General features: G+C 60.6%; 13 protein-coding genes. 11 read left to right on the top strand and 2 right to left on the bottom strand.

What is annotated here, in order from left to right; translation table 11 throughout:
- Positions 1-39 precede the first annotated feature (39 nt).
- Together QMK58_RS18580 and QMK58_RS18575 are read left to right on the top strand one after the other, a co-directional pair.
- Positions 40-1,092, top strand: a complete 1,053-nt coding sequence (locus tag QMK58_RS18580) for a 3-keto-5-aminohexanoate cleavage protein (RefSeq protein WP_053158339.1) — start codon at positions 40-42, stop codon at positions 1,090-1,092.
- Positions 1,093-1,188: 96 nt separating this feature from the next.
- A complete protein-coding gene (locus tag QMK58_RS18575; RefSeq protein ID WP_053158342.1) occupies positions 1,189-2,514 on the top strand; it encodes an MFS transporter in 1,326 nt (441 codons plus the stop codon).
- A 230-nt stretch (positions 2,515-2,744) separates the two neighbouring features.
- Here the strand turns inward: QMK58_RS18575 and QMK58_RS18570 are convergent, their stop codons facing one another.
- Positions 2,745-3,764: an AraC family transcriptional regulator gene (locus QMK58_RS18570; protein ID WP_053158345.1), complete on the bottom strand. Its 1,020-nt coding sequence runs from the start codon at positions 3,762-3,764 to the stop codon at positions 2,745-2,747.
- Positions 3,765-4,021: 257 nt separating this feature from the next.
- Between QMK58_RS18570 and QMK58_RS18565 the strand changes: the two genes are divergently transcribed.
- The 9 genes from QMK58_RS18565 to QMK58_RS18525 all read left to right on the top strand — a co-directional run bounded on the left by QMK58_RS18565 (position 4,022) and on the right by QMK58_RS18525 (position 18,638).
- Complete coding sequence (locus tag QMK58_RS18565; protein WP_053158348.1) at positions 4,022-4,576, top strand: RBBP9/YdeN family alpha/beta hydrolase; 555 nt, start codon at positions 4,022-4,024, stop codon at positions 4,574-4,576.
- A 107-nt stretch (positions 4,577-4,683) separates the two neighbouring features.
- Positions 4,684-6,555 carry a DUF1302 domain-containing protein gene (locus tag QMK58_RS18560; RefSeq protein WP_053158350.1) on the top strand — a complete coding sequence of 624 codons (1,872 nt, stop codon included), beginning with the start codon at positions 4,684-4,686 and terminating at the stop codon, positions 6,553-6,555.
- Between the two features lie 39 nt (positions 6,556-6,594).
- Positions 6,595-7,953: a DUF1329 domain-containing protein gene (locus tag QMK58_RS18555; protein ID WP_053158355.1), complete on the top strand. Its 1,359-nt coding sequence runs from the start codon at positions 6,595-6,597 to the stop codon at positions 7,951-7,953.
- Between the two features lie 183 nt (positions 7,954-8,136).
- On the top strand, positions 8,137-9,228 hold the full coding sequence (locus tag QMK58_RS18550; protein ID WP_053154895.1) for a WD40/YVTN/BNR-like repeat-containing protein: 1,092 nt from the start codon (positions 8,137-8,139) through the stop codon (positions 9,226-9,228).
- 16 nt (positions 9,229-9,244) lie between these two features.
- Positions 9,245-11,779 carry an efflux RND transporter permease subunit gene (locus tag QMK58_RS18545; protein ID WP_053158359.1) on the top strand — a complete coding sequence of 845 codons (2,535 nt, stop codon included), beginning with the start codon at positions 9,245-9,247 and terminating at the stop codon, positions 11,777-11,779.
- 7 nt (positions 11,780-11,786) lie between these two features.
- The gene (locus QMK58_RS18540) at positions 11,787-13,565 is read left to right on the top strand and encodes an acyl-CoA dehydrogenase C-terminal domain-containing protein (protein ID WP_053158362.1); all 1,779 of its coding nucleotides are present in this window, start codon (positions 11,787-11,789) and stop codon (positions 13,563-13,565) included.
- Positions 13,566-13,582: 17 nt separating this feature from the next.
- The gene (locus tag QMK58_RS18535; protein WP_320395251.1) at positions 13,583-15,226 is read left to right on the top strand and encodes a fatty acid--CoA ligase; all 1,644 of its coding nucleotides are present in this window, start codon (positions 13,583-13,585) and stop codon (positions 15,224-15,226) included.
- 53 nt (positions 15,227-15,279) lie between these two features.
- Positions 15,280-17,391 carry a 3-hydroxyacyl-CoA dehydrogenase NAD-binding domain-containing protein gene (locus QMK58_RS18530; RefSeq protein WP_320395250.1) on the top strand — a complete coding sequence of 704 codons (2,112 nt, stop codon included), beginning with the start codon at positions 15,280-15,282 and terminating at the stop codon, positions 17,389-17,391.
- Positions 17,392-17,450: 59 nt separating this feature from the next.
- The gene (locus QMK58_RS18525) at positions 17,451-18,638 is read left to right on the top strand and encodes an acetyl-CoA C-acyltransferase (protein ID WP_320395249.1); all 1,188 of its coding nucleotides are present in this window, start codon (positions 17,451-17,453) and stop codon (positions 18,636-18,638) included.
- A gap of 49 nt (positions 18,639-18,687) precedes the next feature.
- Here QMK58_RS18525 and prpR read toward each other — a convergent pair whose 3' ends face one another.
- Entirely contained in the window at positions 18,688-20,640 is a 1,953-nt protein-coding gene (gene prpR / locus QMK58_RS18520) for a propionate catabolism operon regulatory protein PrpR (RefSeq protein ID WP_053158371.1), read from the bottom strand.
- Positions 20,641-20,766 lie beyond the last annotated feature (126 nt).

The following is a 20,766-nucleotide window of genomic DNA, read 5'->3' as shown; positions in this document are numbered from 1 at the left end:
GCCTGTCGCGCAGGCAAAAAACAAAAAAAGGAGATGACCATGCAGTTTTTCGACGATTCCTTGCACCCGGAAAATATGGAAAAAGTGGTGATTACCGTCGCCCCCTATGCACCCCAATGGATGCCTGGCGACTTTCCGGAAGACATTCCGCTGACCATGGACGAGCACGTGCAAGCGGCCGTCGATTGCTATGAAGCCGGTGCGACCGTACTGCATTTGCATGTGCGCGAGCTGGACGGTAAAGGGTCCAAGCGTCTGTCCAAATTCAACGAGTTGATTGCCGGTGTGCGTGAGGCCGTACCGGACATGATCATCCAGGTTGGCGGCTCGATTTCCTTTGCACCTGAAGGCGACGGTGCAGAAGCCTTGTGGCTTTCCGACGATACCCGGCACATGCTCGCAGAACTGACGCCCAAGCCGGATCAGGTCACCGTCGCCATCAACACCATTCAAATGACCATTACCGAACTGCTGTATCCGGAAGGCATCGAAAACACTTCCCTGTTTGATCCGGCCACCCATGCGGCCTATAGCGAAATGACCGTGCCGGCAGGGCCTGCCTGGGTTGCCGAGCACCTCAAGCGACTGCAGGCCAGCAATATCCAGCCGCACTTCCAGCTGACCGGCATCCATGCCTACGAAACCCTCGAGCGTTTGGTGCGCAAGGGCATTTACAAGGGGCCGATGAACCTGACCTGGATCGGTATCGGTGGTGGTTTTGACGGCCCGAACCCGATGAACCTGATGAACTTCATCAATCGTGTGCCGGATGGTTGCACCTTGACGGCGGAGTCGTTGCTCAAGAACGTGTTACCACTCAATACGATTGCCCTGGCCATGGGGCTGCACCCAAGGCTCGGTAATGAAGACACCATTATCGATCAGCACGGCAAGCGCTTCTCTTCCGTAGAACAGGTCAGGCAAACGGTGCGCATTGCCCACGAGCTGGGGCGTGAAATCGCCTCCGGTAAAGAAGCGCGTGATATCTACCGCATCGGCGTGCAGTACAAAACCGTTGAAGAAACCCTGTTGGCCAATGGCCTGGCGCCGAACCGCGCAGCAGGGCAGAAGGGCATACCACAGCGCGCTTGATCCAGAGGCTGGGGCAGGTATTCTGCCCCAGCACCTTAGCGCGTGAGCAAGACCAAAAAACAATAACAATAGGGTGCTAGACACCGAGGAGACAGCATGGCGTTTCATCACAGTACTGTGGCCGATGAAATGGATACTTCGATTGGCATTCCGCGCCGCTACGCCTGGATTGTGTTTGTGCTGACTTTTGGCTTGTTGATTTCCGATTACATGTCACGGCAGGTCCTCAATGCCGTGTTCCCGATTCTCAAGGGCGAGTGGGCTTTGAGCGACGGCCAACTCGGCCTGCTAAGCGGCATCGTTGCCTTGATGGTTGGCCTGCTGACCATTCCTTTGTCACTGCTCGCCGACCGCTTTGGTCGTGTCAAGAGTCTGGCGCTGATGGCGTTGTTGTGGAGTCTGGCCACCCTGGGCTGCGCTTTGGCACAGAACTACCAGGAGATGTTGATTGCGCGTTTCATGGTGGGTGTTGGTGAAGCGGCCTATGGCAGCGTCGGCATCGCGGTAGTGGTATCGGTGTTTCCAAAAAGCATGCGTGCGACCCTCGCCAGCGCGTTCATGGCAGGCGCTATGTTTGGCTCTGTGTTGGGCATATCCATCGGCGGGGCGGTTGCCGTCAAGCTTGGCTGGCGTTGGTCATTCGCCAGTATGGCGCTGTTTGGCCTGGTGTTGGCCGTGCTCTACCCGATTATCGTCAAGGAAGCCCGAATAGCCCCGCAGCGATTGGCCGAGGTCGGCAGCAAAGTGGCGGTCAAGCGCCCGCTGCGCACCTTGTACGGCACCCGTTCGGTGATTGCCACTTACATCGCCAGCGGCCTGCAAACGTTCGTTGCCGGCAGCATGATTGTGTGGCTGCCGAGCTATTTCAACCGTTACTACGGATTGGGCGAGGGCAAGGCCGGCGCCGTGTCCGGTGTCATGGTGCTGTGCTGTGGAGCCGGCGCAATCCTGTGCGGTATGCTCAGCGATCGCCTGTCCCGTCAATCGCCGTTGCGCAAGATCGAGATGTGCATGGTGTTCTGCCTGGCCAGTTGTTTGCTGATGTCGCTGGCACTGGTTCAGTCGTCGGGCCCTGTCCAATTGGGACTGATCGGCCTGGCGATGCTATTCGTCACTGGCGCCAACGGCCCGATCATTGCCACGGTCGCGAACCTGACGAACTACAAGGTGCACGGCACCGCGTTTGCTGTTCTGACCTTGGTCAATAATATGCTCGGCCTGGCGCCGGGGCCCTTCGTGACTGGAAGGGTGTCCGATCTCATCGGCTTGCACGGGGCCTTCCAGTGGGTGCCGTTGATGAGCATCGCGGCGGTAGCGGTGTTTTACTATGTCCGTTCTCACTATCTCGACGACATCGCGCGTGCGCACAGCGAAGAGGTCGAACAAACGTCGGCAAAAACCATGATGGAGGTGTCGTCGTGACGGTGACAGACGTGTAGTCAGGCGCGCTGTCGAGGGTCGCCCCTCGCAGCGGACGACTCGAATACGAGTCAGGGTGGTGCCCCGAATGTGCTCCTTTAGCGGTCGCCTGTTGTAGCAGGCGGCCGTTTTTTTTCAATGGGCAATACCAGCAGGTGCAGCAAACCAGGCAGCCAAGCCGGGTTGTCCGCTGGTTAAGCACGACGACTCACGGCGGGTCGCAGCATGCTGCATCAGCTGTCTTTGCGCATCCCGATCCGGTGTTCACTGCGCCAGGTGGCGGGTGGCATATTGAACTGTGAAACGAACCAGCGGGTGAATGAGTTGGGCATGGAATAGCCGAGCATGTCGGCGATACGCCCCAGCGAATAGGCCGGGTTCTCCAGATAGCGAACGACCAGGTCGCGGCGCACGCAACTGATCAACTCACTGAAACTGGCCCCTTCTTCGCCCAGGCGGCGCTGCAGGGTGCGCACGTTCATGCCCAGGCTCTGGGCAATTTGCGCAATGGTCGCACGGCCCATGGGGAGCAACAGGTAGATGGATTTGCGCACATCGAACGCTACGGAGTTACCGTATTCGCGCAACAGAGAATCCAGGTAGCGCTGTGCATGTCGGGCCATGGCCTCGTTGGCCAAAGGATTGGCGGCGTCGAGGTTGGAGGCAGGGCAAACGATGCCGTTGAACTCACAACCGAAGTCCACTTTGCAGCCGAAGATCCGCCGATGCACCGAGAGGTCCGCCGGCGCGTCATGAGTGAAACAGACGTTGATCGGGTTCCAGTGTGCGCCGAGCAGGGCCGCGCAAAAGCGGTGCATCACGGCGATGAGCAGTTCGATCGACTGGCGATTGTTGGTGCCCATGTCGGTCACCAGTTCTTCGCGAATGATCACCGTCTTGCCGGATTCTTCGACGAAAATCGCCAGTGAATCGTTGATCAGTTGACGGTAATGCACGATCACTTTCAGCGCGTCACGAAGATTGTTCTGGTGACTGAGCAGCAGACTCACTTCACCAAAATCTGCCAGTTGACGCAGCTCGGCCATACGCAGGCCGAAGGTGTCACACCCACTCAGAAGCGCTGATTTCTCCAGCAGGATGATGCCGGTCGTGGCCGGAATACGCTGGCTTTGGTCGGCCAGCATCGAAGGGCTCAAACCCACTTCGGCCAGCAGGACGTTGGCGTTCAGCCGCAGATGGCGAGCCACATCCAGGTAGTTGGTCAGTACGGCGGTTCGTGCTTGTACGGGCATGGCGTAAATACATTCCATGTAGTGACAAATGAGATCTCGCTGTCGCAATTGCCTGCCAGTTATAGAGACTTGGTCGGCAAATGGAAAGTGCCGATGGTGCTAAATCCACCACGCTGATTACGGCTTATTGTCACGAAAAGGGAAGTCGCTGACGCTAAATGTAACCCGCTCCGATAGGGCGAATTCTACTGTGCTGCTGGCAGGGTTCGAGACATTCGCGAACCGTTCGATGGATTGTGCAAGGGGTGAAAAGGGCGATGAGTGACACCACGATTTTGATAGTTCCCGGCTTGCGTGATCATGTGCCGGAGCATTGGCAAACGCTGCTGCAAGCCAGGTTGGACAAGGTCCGTTCGGTGCCTCCCCTGGAAGAGAACAAGCTCAGTCTGGCGGCGCGTGTGGAAGCTATCCAGCGCGAACTGGAGACGATTTGCGGTCCGGTCATTCTGGTGGCCCACAGTGCCGGTGTGTTGATGGTCGTGCACTGGGCCGCTCGACATGATCGCCCGATCAAGGGTGCCTTGCTCGCCGCACCGCCGGATCTTGAAGCCAGTTGGCCAGCCGGCTACCCGTCCCCTGAAAGCCTGCGGGCCAATGGCTGGAATCCGCTGCCAACAGCACCTCTGCCATTCCCTTCGATTGTCGCAGCCAGTACCAACGACCACCTTGCGAGCCTTGCGTCCGTGACTCGGATGGCCGGGCAATGGGGCAGCCAGTTGGTCAATCTCGGCGCGGTAGGTCATCTCAATCCGGCCGCCGGATACGGTGAGTGGCCTCAAGCCGAAGGCTTCATCGACACGCTGGATCGCTAAGCGCACATACCAAAAAAACCGCTTGATCAGACACTCACGTCAGCGCCAGGACCGGACGTGAGCCGTTGTTGATACCCAAAACAAAAACAAAAAATGGAGACAACGCAATGAATACCTCTACAGGTCACAGCGCCTTACTGCCCAGCCTGCTGTCCACTGCTATTTCACTCGCCGTCATGCCGGCAGCCCAAGCCTTTGAGTTCAACAATGGCAGTGAGGACTGGACCGTACGTTTCGACAACACGCTAAAGGCCAGTTATGGCCAACGGGTCGAAGGCGAAAATTCGAAGATTGCCAACACCTCCAACCTCAACGACGGCGACAACAATTTTGGCGTCGGCAGCGCAGTCACACAGCGGGTCGACTTGCTGACTGAACTGGACGTAGTTTACCAACGGAAAATGGGTTTTCGTGTCAGTGGCGCGAGCTGGTACGACCATGCCTATGACAATGTCGGGTCCAACTCCAACCCTTTTCCGGGGCAGGCGGGCAACGCGGGCAATCTGGTTGCAGCGCGTCAGGCCGGTTCGATTCAGCCGGGTACCTCGCTGAACGGCCACGCGGCCAGCAGACATGGATTGAGCAACTACACCGACCGTTATTACAACGGACCTTCCGGCGAAATCCTCGATGCCTTTGTGTTCTACAGCACCGAGGTCGGTGAGGAGTCGATGTTCAGTGCCAAGCTTGGCAAGCACAACGTGTATTGGGGCGAAACCCTGTTCAACGCGGCCAACGGCATCAACTACGGACAGTCAGCGCTGGACATTGCCAAGTTGTACAACGTGCCAGGCACCGAAACCAAGGAGCTGTTCCTGCCGCGTAACCAACTGTCCATGTCGTTCACGGTCAATCCGCAACTCACCCTGGGCGCACAGTACTTCCTGGAGTTCCAGAACTCCCGGCTGCCCGAGGGCGGGACCTACATGGGCGGCTACGACATGCTTGGCGAAGGGGCTGATGTGTTCTGGCTGCCCTTGCCGTCGCTGCTTGGCGGGGCAGGTGCCTTTTACGGCGCGCCGCGTGGGCACGACGTCAAACCGCATAACTCTGGCGACTTCGGGCTGATGGCCAAGTGGAGCCCGGAATGGCTGAATGGCACCTTGGGTTTCTACTACCGCAACACCTCGGACACGATGCCGTCGGTGTTGATCAATGCGCCTAACTTGCACAAGCCTGGTCTGGCGGGTCTGGAAGGCATTGAGTACCTGACGGCCTACGCCGATGACATCGACATCTACGGTATCAGCCTGTCCAAGGGTGTCGGCCCGGTCAGTGTCGGTCTCGATTTGAATTACCGCGAAAACATGCCGCTGGTGAGCAACTTCAGCACCATCAATCCGACCTTGAATACCCTGGCCGGCGAGGGCCTGGTCAACGGTGCCAACCTGATCGGTGCCGTACCGGGCAAAGGTGAAACCGGGCTGGCCCGCGGCAAGACTTTTCACGTGGTACTCAATGGCCTGGTGAGCTTTGGCGACACCCCGGTGTGGGACGCCTCATCCCTGGCGGTAGAAGGCACGCTGACCCATCTGGTCAGTGTCGATAAGGGCAAGCAGACCTTCAAGGGCGACTCCAGCTATCGAGGCGTGGATAAGGTTGATACCAATGCCTACACCCTCGCCGCCAACTTCACACCAACCTGGTTCCAGGTATTCCCGGGTGTCGATCTGTCCATGCCCCTCTCCTACAACGTTGGCCTCAAGGGCAACTCGGCCGTTCAGTTAGGCGGCAATGAGGATGCTGGCAGCTACTCCGTCGGCGTCGCCGCGGACGTTTATCAAAAATACAAATTCGACCTCAAATACGTCGATGCCTTTGGTCCATTCGATACCTGTGAAACCGGGCTCGATAACAACACACCCGGTGCCAATGGTCGGTACGAATGCATCCCCGGTCAGATCACCTCCCAAGCAGGCCTGTCACCGCTGCTGAAGGACCGCGGGATGGTCACGGCCTCGTTCAAAACCACCTTCTGATTGACCCTCGGATTACAACAACAAGTGGAGAGAGTTCAGATGAGACTTCTATACAGCGTGCTGGCGATTTCCCTCGCAGGCGTCATTGCGGCTCAAGCTCAAGCCGGAGTATCGACTGAAGAAGCGGCGAAACTGGGCACCAGCCTGACCGGTGTCGGCGCCCAAATGGCCGGCAATGCCGATGGTTCAATCCCTGCCTATAAAGGCGGGCTGACCACGCCGCCGGCCAGCTTCAAGGCCGGCGACAGCATGCGTCCGGACCCTTTTGCCGATGAAAAACCGCTGCTGGTGATCGATGGCAAGAACGTCGATCAGTACAAGGGCATGCTCACAGCGACCGCGGTGGAACTGGCCAAGCGTTATCCCAGTTATCACATCAATGTCTATCCGACTCACCGTACGGTAGCCCTGCCTCAGTCGGTGTTGGACAACAGCCGGAAAAACGCCACGGGCGCCAAGTCTCTTGAAGGCGGGCTGTCGATTGACAATGTCCTGCCCGGCGTTCCGTTCCCGATTCCCCAGTCAGGTAGCGAGGCGATGTGGAACCACTTGCTGCGTTATCTGGGTGTCAACCTCACGTCAAAATATGACTCCTGGACCGTCGACGCCGCCGGTGTACCGACCCTGGCCACCACCGGTTTGTCGTACATGAATTATCCGGTCTACGAAGACATGTCGAAGCTGATCAGCAGCACAGACATTTTCTACCAGATGAAGCTGTATTACACCGGCCCCGCGCGTCGTGCGGGGGAAGCGATCATGCTCAAGGATTCGGCCAATCCCCTGGTGCAGCCACGCAAGGCCTGGCAGTACCTGCCGGGTCAGCGTCGGGTGAAACTGGCGCCGGACCTGGCCTACGACACGCCTAACCCCGGTACTGCAGGGACCAACACCTACGACGATACCTTTGTGTTCAACGGTGCGCTGGATCGCTTCGACTGGAAGCTGGTGGGCAAGCAGGAAATGATCGTGCCCTACAACACTTACAAGCTCACCTACGCGCAGGACCCCAAGGTGCTGACCACGCCGAACCATCTTGCCTCTGACTATGTGCGCTGGGAGAAGCACCGGGTCTGGGTGGTGGAGGGCACGCTCAAGTCCGGTTCACGCCACATCTACCACAAGCGCCGTTTCTACCTGGATGAAGACAGCTGGATCGCTCTGGCCTCGGATCAATACGACGCCCGTGGTCAGCTCTATCGCGGCTCCTTCGCTTTCCTCAGCCAGAGCTACGACAAACTGACCCCCGATACTTCACCGTTCATGATCTACGACCTGGTGGGCGGTAACTACAACATCAATGGCATCGTCGGGCCGTACGGTGGCGTCAAGTACATCGAGCCTCTGTCGAAGGCGCAGTGGGTGCCGGATGCTCTCGCAGGCTCCGGCATTCGCTAAGCCAACCGCATTGTGGGAGCGAGCCTGCTCCGGGCGGCGTTCCGACGATGGACCAGAGGGCGACGCGGGCATCCAGACAGCACGTGTCATCGTTAACGTCCATCGTCGGAATGCCGCCCGGCGCGTGCTCGCTCCTACAAACGGCAGGACTTGCAGGGCGCGGTTTTCCGAAGAGGACGCAGTATGTGTTCATATAAAAATAACAGGTTGCTACTGGCCCTTGGCGTTGTGCTCTGCCTGTCGCAGGGCGTCACCCAGGCGGCCGAATATGTCGACGTGCTGGACCTGCCTGCCAGGGTCAGTGCCTTGGCCATCAACAGCCCGCTGTCGGGCATGACCCGCGCCGGTGAGCGCGTGATTGCCGTCGGCCAGCGTGGCCATATTCTGTTTTCCGATGATTCTGCAAAGCACTGGCAACAGGCCGCCGTGCCGGCCAGTGCCGACCTCACTGCGGTGAATTTTCCGACAGCCACCCAAGGCTGGGCGGTGGGTAACGACGGCGTGGTGCTGCACAGCAGCGACGCCGGCGCGACCTGGCAAAAGCAACTCGACGGTCGTCAGATCGGCGCCTTGCTGGTCAAGCATTACACGGCTTTGGCGAGTGCCGAGCCGAGCAACGAGCAATGGCCCCAGTTGGCTATGGAAGGCCAACGACTAGCCGATCAGGGCGCGGACAAACCGCTGCTCGGCGTCTGGTTCGCCAACGAAAAAACCGGCTACGTGGTCGGCGTGTTCAACCTGATCCTGCGCACCGACGACGGTGGCCAGACATGGACGCCGTATCAGGACCGCACCGAGAACCCCCAGGGTTTCCACCTCAACGCCATCGCCTCCACCGGCGACAGTGTGTACATCGCTGGCGAGCAAGGCCTGTTGCTCAAATGGGATGACAGCGCCCAGCGTTTCGCCGCCGTGCCAACGCCGTATCAAGGCAGCTTCTTCGGTGTCGTCGGCCAGCCCGGCGAAGTGCTGGTGTATGGCTTGCGCGGCAACGTGTTGCGCAGCACCGACGGCGGCCAGAACTGGACCGCGCTGGACAGCGGCCTGCACGTCAGCATCACCGCCGGCCTGATCGATGCCCGTGGCCATTACCGCCTGTTCACCCAGGGCGGGCAGATGCTGGTCAGCCAAGGGACTGGCGCGCAAATGCGTCTGACGCAGCAACCGGCGCGCGCACCGGTTGCCGGCGCCACCCAGTCCGCCGATGGTGCACTGGTGGTCGCGGGCAGCCGCGGCGCCCAGACGCTGACCGTCGATCCAGCCCTCGAACCCTAAGAGCGAGAACCCAGACATGGGCAATATCAAACAAGACGCCATGCCGGTGATTCGCGAACTGCGCGATTTCGACCAACGCTCCGGCAACCTCCTCGAACGGCTGGTGTTCAACTACCGCCCGCTGTTCATGCTGCTGATGGCGCTGGCCACCGTGGTCCTGGGTTTCATGGCCGTGACGCGCCTGGAGTTGCGGCCAAGTTTCGAAAAAATGATTCCGCAGAGCCAGCCCTACATCCAGAACTTCCTGGAAAACCGCGCTTCACTGCGCGGCCTGGGCAACTCGGTGCGGGTGGTGGTCGAGAACACCCAGGGCGATATTTTCGACCCCGCTTACCTCGATGTGCTCAAGCAGGTCAACGACCAGCTGTTCCTCACCGAAGGCGTCGACCGTGCGTGGATGAAGTCGCTGTGGAGCCCGGCCGTGCGCTGGACCGAAGTCACCGAGGACGGTTTCCAGGGTGGCCCGGTGATGCCCGACAGTTATCAGGGCTCGCCTTCGGACATTGAACAGCTGCGCCAGAACATCTCCCGTGCCGGTATCGTCGGCAGCCTGGTGGCCAGCGATTTCAAGTCGACCATGCTGATCGTGCCGCTGATGGACAAGGCCGCCGCCGGCGGCCAACGCATCAACTACCACGCCTTCTCGCAGATGCTCGAAGAGCAGTTGCGCGACAAGATCGAATACGCCGGCGACAGCGCGGCGCGTAAATCCGGGGTCGAAGGCAGCGGCCATTACAAAGTCCGGGTGATCGGCTTCGCCAAACTGATGGGCGACCTGATCGACGGCCTGATCCAGGTGATGATGTTCTTCGGCCTGGCCGTGGTCACCTCGCTGATCATCATCTATGCCTACACCCGTTGCGTGCGCAGCACCCTGCTGGTGGTCGGCTGCTCGCTGGTTGCGGTGGTCTGGCAACTGGGCATCGTCGCCTGGCTCGGTTACGCCATCGATCCGTACTCGGTGCTGGTGCCGTTCCTGATCTTCGCCATCGGCGTGTCCCACGCCGCGCAGAAGATGAACGGCATCATGCAGGACATCGCCCGTGGCACCCATAAACTGATCGCCGCGCGCTACACCTTCCGCCGTCTGTTCATCGCCGGGGTCACCGCGCTGCTGGCCGACGCCGTGGGCTTCGCGGTGCTGATGCTGATCGACATCCCGGTCATCCAGGACCTGGCGATCACCGCCAGCATCGGTGTCGCGGTGCTGATCTTCACCTCGCTGTTGCTGATGCCAGTGGCATTGTCTTACGTCGGTGTCGGCGCGAAAGCCGCCGAGCGTGCGCTGAAAATCGACAACCGCGCCGAGAAGCACAAAGGCTTCGGCAAACTGTGGGACGCGCTCGATCGCTTCACCACGGCCAAGTGGGCCACCGGCGCCGTGCTGGTCGCGGTGTTGATGGGCATCGGCGGTTTCGTGGTCAGCCTTGACCTGAAGATCGGCGATCTGGAAAGCGGGGCGCCGGAGCTGCGCGCCGACTCGCGCTACAACCGCGACAACGCCTACATCACCCAGCATTACGCGCTGTCCAGCGACCTGTTCGCGGTGATGATCAAGACCGCACCGGAAGGCTGTCTGAACTACAAGACCCTGGTGCTGGCCGATCGTCTGGCCTGGGAGCTGCAACAGTATCCGGGCGTGCAGGCGACCTCGTCGTTGGTCAACGCGGTACGCCAGATCACCGCCGGTACTTATGAAGGCAACCCCAAGCTCAACAGCATCCAGCGCAACCAGGACGTGCTCAACTACGCCGCGCAGCAAGCCTCGGTCAACTCCCCGGAGCTGTTCAACACCGACTGCTCGCTGATGCCGGTGATCGCCTTCCTCAAGGATCACAAGGCTGAAACCCTGGACGCCGTGGTGGCGATCGCCGACAAGTTCGCCAAGGAAAACAGCACCGAAGACCGCCAGTTCCTGCTCGCGGCCGGCAGCGCCGGGATCGAAGCGGCGACCAACATCGTGGTGCGCGAAGCCAACCACACCATGCTGTTGTACGTGTATGCAGCGGTGACCTTGTTCTGCCTGATCACCTTCCGCAGCTGGCGCGCCACGCTGGTGGCCCTGTTGCCGCTGGTGCTGACCTCGATCCTCTGCGAAGCCTTGATGGTGGCCATGGGCATCGGCGTGAAAGTCGCGACCCTGCCGGTGATCGCCCTCGGGGTGGGGATTGGCGTGGACTACGCCTTGTACCTGCTCAGTGTGCAGTTGCACTTCCAGCGCCAAGGCCTGCCGTTGTCCGAGGCCTACCGCAATGCCGTGTCGTTCACCGGCCGGGTGGTCGGGCTGGTGGGCATCACCCTCGCTGCTGGCGTGGTGTGCTGGGTCTGGTCGCCGATCAAGTTCCAGGCCGACATGGGCATCCTGCTGACCTTCATGTTCCTGTGGAACATGCTTGGTGCGCTGATTCTGATTCCTGCGCTTTCGTACTTCCTGTTGCGCACGCCCTCGCTTATCAAACAGGCGGCACCGGAGCAGCCGGTGGTGCGTGTCAGTGGGCACGACTCTTCCGAAAAACCGGGGGCGCGTCATGCCCTCACACTGTCTGAGTAATTCAATCATGTCCGATTACAAAGCCCCTCTGCGCGACATGCGCTTCGTGCTCAATGAAGTTTTTGAGGTCTCCCGGCTCTGGGCCAGATTGCCCGGTCTGTCCGAGGTCGTTGACGAAGAGACGGCTGCCGCCATCCTCGAAGAAGCCGGCAAGATCAGCGCAGGTATCATCGCGCCGCTGCGTCGTAGCGGTGATGAACAAGGCTGCGCCTGGAACAACGGTTTGGTGACCGTTCCGGACGGTTTCGCCGAGGCCTATCAAGCCTTCGCCGCGGGCGGTTGGGTCGGTGTCGGCGGCGAGTCTCGGTTCGGCGGTATGGGCATGCCCAAGGCGATTTCGGCGCAGGTCGAAGAGATGGTCGCTTCCGCCAACCTGTCGTTCGGCACGTATCCGATGCTGACGGCGGGGGCCTGCCTGTCGCTCAATGTCCACGCCAGCGAAGCGCTGAAAGCCAAGTACCTGCCGAACCTGTATGCCGGCGTCTGGAGCGGCTCGATGTGCCTGACCGAAGCCCATGCGGGCACCGATCTGGGCATGATTCGCACCAAGGCCGAACCCCAGGCTGACGGCAGCTACAAGGTCAGCGGCAGCAAGATTTTCATCACCGGCGGCGAGCATGACCTGACCGAGAACATCATCCATCTGGTACTGGCGCGCCTGCCCGATGCACCGGCCGGACCGAAAGGCATTTCGCTGTTCCTGGTGCCCAAAGTGCTGGTCAATGACGACGGCTCGCTGGGTGAACGCAACGCGCTGTCCTGCGGCTCCATCGAACACAAGATGGGCATCAAGGCATCGGCCACGTGCGTGATGAACTTCGATGGCGCCACCGGCTGGATCGTCGACGCACCGAACAAAGGTCTGGCGGCGATGTTCACCATGATGAACTACGAGCGTCTGGGCGTGGGCATCCAGGGCCTGGCCCAAGGCGAGCGCTCCTATCAGAACGCCGTCGCGTACGCCCGAGACCGGCTGCAAAGCCGCGCGCCTACCGGCGCGCAGCACAAGGAAAAATCCGCGGACCCGATCATCGTCCACCCCGACGTGCGCCGCATGCTGCTGACCATGAAAGCCTTGAACGAAGGCGGGCGCGCATTTTCCAGCTATGTCGCCTTGCAACTGGACACGGCCAAGTACAGCGAAGAGGAGACGGTACGCACTCGCGCCCAAGAGCTGGTGGCGTTACTGACGCCTGTGGCCAAGTCATTTCTCACCGACATGGCGCTGGAAAGTACCCTGCACGGCCAGATGATTTTTGGTGGCCATGGCTACATTCGCGAGTGGGGTCAGGAGCAAGCGGTGCGTGACGTGCGCATCACGCAGATCTACGAAGGCACCAACGGCATCCAGTCCCTGGACCTGGCCGGGCGCAAGATCGTCGGCAGTGGCGGGGCGCTTTACCGGCTGTTTGCTTCGGAAATTCGCAACTTCACCGCCAACGCCAGCGCCGACCTCGCAGAATTCACCAAACCCTTGAACGCCGCCGTGGATACCCTCGACGAATTGACCGCGTGGTTGCTGGATCGCGCCACGAACAGCCCGAATGAAATCGGCGCGGCCTCGGTCGAGTACCTGCAGGTATTTGGCTACACCGCCTACGCCTACATGTGGGCGCTGATGGCCAAAGCCGCCTTGGGCAAACAGTCCGAGGATGACTTCTACGCCAGCAAGCTCGGTACGGCGCGTTTCTATTTCTCCCGTCTGCTGCCACGTATTGACTCACTGAGCGCATCGGTCATGGCCGGTAGCGAAAGTCTTTATCTGCTGGAGGCGGCGCAGTTTTGAATCAGGAAAGCCAGACCATGCTGAAGACAAAAATAATCCCGCCGGCAGCCGGTGCGTACTCCTATCCGTTGCTGATCAAAAGCCTGTTGCTGTCGGGGGTGCAATACGCACCTGGCAATGAAATCGTTTACGCCGACAAGCTGCGCTACAGCTACAAGACCCTCATCGAGCGGATCCATCGGCTGGCCAATGCGCTGACGGCGGCTGGGGTCAAGGCCGGGGATACCGTGGCCATGCTCGACTGGGACAGTCACCGATACCTGGAGTGTTTTTTCGCCGTGCCGATGATCGGCGCGGTGCTGCACACGGTGAATATTCGCCTGTCACCGGAGCAAGTGCTGTTCACCATGAACCACGCCGAGGATGACCTGGTGCTGGTGCATGATGATTTTCTGCCGATGATCGAGCAGATCCACGAGGGGCTGAGCACCGTCAAAGGCTATATCCGCCTGACGGATGACGCTGCAACGGATAACGGGCTGCCGGTGTTGGGCGAGTATGAAAGCCTGCTGTCCCAGGCCGCCAGTCAGTATGACTTCGCCGATTTCGACGAGAATTCGGTGGCGACGCTGTTTTACACCACCGGCACCACCGGCGAGCCGAAAGGTGTGTATTTCAGCCATCGCCAATTGGTGCTGCACACCTTGAATGCCGTCGGCACCCTGGGCGTTTACCAAAGCCTGCCGTTGCTGCGTTCGGATGACGTGTACATGCCGATTACCCCAATGTTTCACGTTCACGCGTGGGGCGTGCCGTATGTCGCGACCTTGATGGGCATCAAACAGGTCTACCCTGGCCGTTACGAGCCCAATAGTCTGGTTCGGCTGTTTCGGGAAGAGAAGGTGACTTTTTCCCATTGCGTGCCGACGATCCTGCAAATGATCCTCGGCTGCGACGAAGGTCAGAGGACCCGTTTCGACGGCTGGAAAATGCTCCTCGGTGGCAGTGCGCTGACGTTGGGGGTCGCCAATCAGGCGAGTGCCAAAGGCATTCAAGTCCACAGCGGCTACGGCATGTCCGAGACCTGTCCGATGCTGTGCCTGAGCTTCTTGCGGGCCGAGGAGCTGGAACAGTCGGCCTGCGCGCAGCTGCCCACTCGTATCAAGACCGGCCTGCCGATTCCTATGGTCGACTTGAAAATCATTGATGCCAACGGCGATGCCGTCGCCCATGACGGCGAGTCCCTGGGTGAAATCGTGGTGCGTGCACCGTGGTTGACCCAAGGCTATTTGAAGTCACCGGAAAAAGGCGCCGAGCTCTGGGAAAACGGCTGGTTGCATACCGGTGACCTGGCGTCCATCGACCTGCGAGGCAGGGTGGAAATCAAGGACCGCATCAAGGACGTGATCAAGACCGGCGGCGAGTGGATCAGCTCCCTGGACCTGGAGAGCCTGATCAGCGAGCACGCATCGGTCGCCTCCGTCGCCGTGGTCGGCATTGCCGATGAGCAATGGGGCGAACGGCCCATGGCGCTGGTGGTGTGTGAATCGGGGCAGTTTGTCGACAAGCAGATGCTCGAAGCCCATCTGCAACAGTTCGTGGCCTGCGGCCGAATCAACAAATGGGCAATCCCCAAGCAATTCAAGTTCGTCGCCGAAATCCCCAAGACCAGCGTCGGCAAGATCAACAAGAAGCTGATTCGGGAAAGCGCGTTGAGCTGAGGGAATCGAGTTCCTCACGGTATCCGCGCCTTTACCCGAACGAGAAAATATCCATGAATGATTTGATCCATTATCAAAACGAAGGCCCCCTGGCCCTGATCGGCCTCGCCCGTGCCCCCGTCAACGCCCTCGGCCAGGCCTTGCGCGAACAATTGCTGGAGGCCTGCGAGCGTGCCGCTGCCGACGACAGCGTGAAAGCGATTGTGCTCCACGGCGCTGGATTGCCGTTCAGCGCCGGCGCGGACATTTCCGAGTTCGGTAGCCCTGCATCGTTCGCCCGGCCGGACCTGCCACATCTGTTGACTCGCCTGACCGAGTTGGACAAACCCTTGATTGCCGCCATCGGTGGCCTGGCGTTCGGCGGTGGGCTGGAACTCGCCTTGGCCTGCGGCTACCGCGTGGCGCAAGCCGGGGCGCGTCTGGGATTACCGGAAATCAAGCTTGGCTTGCTGCCCGGCGCGGGTGGCACTCAGCGCTTGCCGCGTCTGATCGGTGCCGCCGCGGCGCTAGAGATCATTGCATCCGGGCAGCCGATCAACGCCAGTCGAGCACTGGCATTGGGACTGCTCGATCGTGTCACGGATACCACCGATAGCCTGCTCGAGGCGGCCAAGGCTTTCGCCGCAGAGCTGATTTCCAGGCAGGCACCGGCGCGTCCGGCCTGGCCGCATCCGAATCCGGGTGCAGCCCTGCCAACGAATTATTTCGTCGACCACCGCGCTGCCAATCAGTCGCGTTGGAAAGGCCAGAGCGCGCCGCAGCGGGTGGTCGCGGCCATTGAGGCAGCTTGCCATTTACCATTGGTCGAGGGGCTGGCCAGAGAGGGCGAGCTGTTCAAGGAGGCCGAAGCTTCCAGCGAATCCGAGGCTCTGCGCCATGTATTCTTCGCCGAGCGTGAAGTCGGCAAACTGCCGGGTCTGTACGCGGATACGCCGATCCGGCCGATTGCCCGGGTTGCGGTGATTGGCGCCGGCACCATGGGCGGCGGGATTGCCATGAACTTCGCCAACGCGGGGATGGCGGTGACGCTGCTGGAGCTCAAGGCCGAGGGGCTGGAGCGCGGATTGGCACTGATCCGCAAGAACTACGACAGCAGTGTCCAGCGCGGCAAGCTCTCGCCTGAGCAAATGGAACAGCGCTTGGCACTGATCCACGGCTCCCTGGACTACGCCGATATCACCGACGTCGACCTGGTGATCGAAGCCGTGTTCGAGAGTCTGCCAGTCAAGCAGCAGGTGTTCCGAACCCTGGACGAGGTGTGCAAGGAAGGCGCGATTCTAGCCAGCAATACCTCCACGCTGGATGTCGACGCCATTGCCGCTGTCACCCGCAGGCCACAGGACGTCGTCGGCCTGCACTTCTTTAGCCCGGCCAATGTCATGCGCCTTCTTGAAGTGGTGCGCGGCACGGCTACGGCGGCCGATGTCCTGGCCACGACGCTGAAAATCGCCAAGCGCATCGGCAAGATCCCGGTGGTGTCCGGGGTGTGCTTCGGCTTCATCGGCAATCGCATGCTCGAACCCTATTCCCGCGAGGCGCACCGTCTGCTGCTGGAAGGCGCCGCGCCTGCGCAGATCGACAAGGTGCTCACCGGTCTCGGCATGGCGATGGGCGTGATCGCCATGCACGACCTGGCCGGCATCGATGTCAGCTTCCTGGTGCGCGAGTCGCGCCGTGAGCTCATTGCCCATGATCCGGGCTACTGCAAACTCGCCGATGCGCTCTATGCCCTCGGCCGTTTCGGTCAGAAAACCAGTCGAGGCTATTACGTCTACGAAGGTCGCGAGCGTAAGGATGATCCAGAAGTGGTCGCACTGGCCGAGCAAATCGCCGGTGAGTTGGGCATCCCGCGTCGAGTGATCAGCGATCAGGAAATCCACGATCGCTGCCTGCTGATGCTGATCAACGAAGGGATTCAGTTGCTCGACGAGGGCATCGCCCAGCGCAGCAGCGACATCGACCTGGTCTGGATCAACGGCTACGGCTTCCCGGCCTGGCGCGGTGGACCGATGCATTACGCCGAAGGGCTGGGGCTGGCCCAGGTGTTTGAACGCATCGGTCATTACCGCCAGGCACTGGGTGCCTATGGCGCGATGTGGTTCCAGCCGGCAGCGCTGTTGGAGCGTCTGGTGGCCAGCGGCAAGTCCCGCATCGAACGCATCTGATCATTCGGCGGCCACCGCGCGGTGGCCGCTCCAATCTGTCACGCAAGGAGTTTTCGATCATGAAAGAAGCCGTCATTCTCTCCACAGCCCGTACACCGATCGCCAAGGCGTTCCGGGGCGCATTCAATACCCTAAAGTCGCCGACCATGGCCAGCCACGCCATTCGTGCCGCAGTCGAACGTGCCCGCATCGAAGCCGGGGAAATCGAAGACCTGGTCATGGGCACCGCACTGACCAGCGGCACAGCCGGTTTGAACCTCGCCCGCATGGCGGCGCTGGCCTCGGGGCTGCCGTTGTCGGTCAGCGGCCAGACCCTGGATCGCCAGTGCGCCTCGGGACTGATGGCCATCGCCACCGCCGCCAAGCAGATCATCGTCGACGGGATGCCGGTCACGGTGGGGGCCGGTCAGGAAAACATCAGCGCCGAGCAGCACCGCAACATGGAATGGGCCTACGCCGAGCGTGATCCGCAGGTGGAGCGCAATGCCATCCACGCCTACATGCCGATGCTGAAAACCGCGGAACTGGTTGCCCAGCGCTATGGGATCAGCCGCGAGGCGCAGGACGCGTACGCCCTGCAATCGCAGCTACGCACCGCAGCTGCGCAGCAGTCCGGACTGTTCGACGGCGAAATCATCCCGGTCAGCAGCCTGCGCCAGGTGACCGATAAAGCCACAGGCGAAACACGTCTGGAGCAAGTCACCTTGCGTGCCGATGAGGGCAACCGTGCGCAGACCCGTCTGGAAGATTTGGTCAACCTCAAACCGGTGATCGAGGGCGGCTGCATCACCGCCGGCAACGCCAGCCAACTGTCGGACGGCGCCAGCGCCTGCGTGTTGATGGATGCGCGTCTGGCCGAACAGCGCAATCTCAAGCCGTTGGGTCTGTATCGCGGCATCGCCGTGGCCGGCCTCGCCCCGGAAGAAATGGGCATCGGCCCAGTGCTGGCGGTGCCCAAACTGCTCAAGCAACACGGTCTGAAGGTCGCCGATATTGGTCTGTGGGAACTCAACGAAGCCTTCGCCTGCCAGGTGCTTTACTGCCGCGACACCCTGGGTATCGATGACGCCCGCTTGAATGTCAACGGCGGCTCCATTGCCATCGGTCATCCTTACGGCATGAGTGGCGCACGCATGGTCGGGCACGCCTTGCTGGAAGGTCGGAGGCGCGGTGTGAAGTACGTGGTGGTAACCATGTGCGTGGGTGGCGGCATGGGCGCGGCCGGGCTCTTTGAAGTGTTCCAGTAAGCCCCCGGTCACCCCGCACACAGGATTGCGCGCGGGGTGCAATGCCGATTTATTGCAGGCGCCGCCACAAGGTGGATCGACTGATGCCCAACTGAGTGGCGGTTTGCGCCAGGTTGCCGTTACAGGCCTGGAGCATTTCGAGGATGTGTTGTTTTTCCTTTTCCTTGGCGATGTTCTTCAAGTCGGTGGTCATCGGCGTTGCCTGCGCTGTGGCCTGAGGCAAGGCTTGGCTTTTCAGCAGTTCGGGCACCACCAGGGCGAGGGTTCGCTCATCAATCGCGGTGCCTTGCAGCAGCTCTTGTGCTGAAAGCACTGCCCGTTCGACGATATTTTCCAGTTCGCGGATATTGCCGGGCCAGGCATACGCCATGAGCTTGGGCAGCAGTGCATCGAGCAAGCGTTCCTGCAATCGCGGCACGTGTTTGTCTGCATTCAGGCGCAGCACAATGGCGCGGGCGATGTCGGTGATGTCTTCACGACGTTCGCGCAAAGGCACTGTCTGCAGGCGCAGGATGTTCAAGCGATAGTAGAGGTCGCTGCGAAAGTCTCCGGCTTCAATGGCTTGGGACAAGTCCTGATGGGTGGCGGCGATGATCCGGATGTCGATGCTGATCGGTTCGGTGGCGCCGAGGCGCAGCACCTCGCGTTCCTGCAGTACTCGCAGCAGACGAGTCTGCAATGACACCGGCATGTCGCCGATTTCGTCGAGGAACAACGTGCCGCGATGGGCGGCCTCGATCAATCCGGGCTTGCCCCCTTTACGCGAGCCGCTGAAGGCACCTTCCTGGTAGCCGAACAGCTCGCTTTCCAGCAACGACTCGGGAAACGCCGCACAGTTTATCGCGACAAACGGCCCGCGCTGGCGAGTACTGACATTGTGCATGCCTTGCGCCAACAACTCCTTGCCGGTGCCACTTTCGCCGGTGATCAGCACGGTAGAGGAGGTGGCCGCATAGCGCTCGGCGAGCTTGAGCAACTGGTGAGTCGCCAGGCTTTTGCCGTTGATTTGCTCCAGGCGGTATTTGGCCGAGAATCCGCTGGGACGGTGCGTCGCGCGAATGCGCTGGTCGGCACGCTGGACCGCCGAGATGTCCTGGCAAGTCAACACCAGTCCGGTGCGTTGGCCGTCTTCCAGGATCGGCAGGATATTGCTGACAACCAGATTCTGGCCCACGCGGATGACGGTGTTTTCTTCGCCGACGCCACTGCGCAGTACGTCGTCCAACGCCAGTTCCGGGCAAAACTCCTGCAACGGACGGCCCAGCAGACGGCTTGCCGGCATGCCCAGCAACGCTTCCAGTGCAGGGTTCAGCGATTGCACGATGCCCTGATTGTCGACCGCCGCCACACCGGTCGGGATGTGCTGCAACACCCCGTCCAGATGTCGGCGTTTGGCGATTTCGACGCGTTGGCTGTGGAGGATACCCAGCGCTTCTTCCAGCGCTTTGCGCACCGTGTCCTGGCTCAATGAAAGCACGCCGTGCAAGCCGGCACGCTCGGCCAGTTCAACCACAGTGGATGAGCCAATCACCGTCTGGTAACCGAGGTTGCGGGCATGCTCCACCGCTTTGCGGGCTTCTTCCAGTGTGAGGTAGCTCGCCTGATGGATCTGCACGGTGAACAGTGACGCCATCGACTCAAGATCGGCGTTGATCCGCGCATAGCTGAGGACGGCGATATGCGGTGAAAGCAGTCGCGCCTGTTCCAGGGCTCGCAGCAGATCGGCCCCACCCACGCGCATCGACAGCACCGGGCGGCTCAGGTGTCTGCGCAAGTGGGCGGCGGTAGCACCTGCGCAGATAAAGACTTGCGCTTCGTCGTTCTGCTCCAGCTCGCGGGCCAGTTGCAAAGACTCGGCGACAGTGGTGTCGAGCACGCGGATGCTGGTTTCGGCCGAATAGTCAGCCAGCACGCTATTGACCACGCGCGCCAGACGGCTTTGTTGCAGCGGGCGTTCCAGGTGGCTGATGAGAACGATGATGCGGGGCTGGCGGGGCTGCATGGTGAGCGAGCTCTCAGGAATGTTTCAGCAATGTTTCATAGTTGAAAGCAGTTGTTTCATTAATGCAATGCCGATCTTCCTGAAAACGCCGGGCCATGTTCAGGTGAAGGGCTGCAGGCCAGGTTT

Origin of the sequence: Pseudomonas sp. P8_241, assembly GCF_034008315.1 — a bacterium.
Lineage (GTDB): Bacteria > Pseudomonadota > Gammaproteobacteria > Pseudomonadales > Pseudomonadaceae > Aquipseudomonas.
The sequence above is the reverse complement of the archived record's forward strand: the minus strand, read 5'-3'. Positions and strand labels throughout refer to the sequence as shown.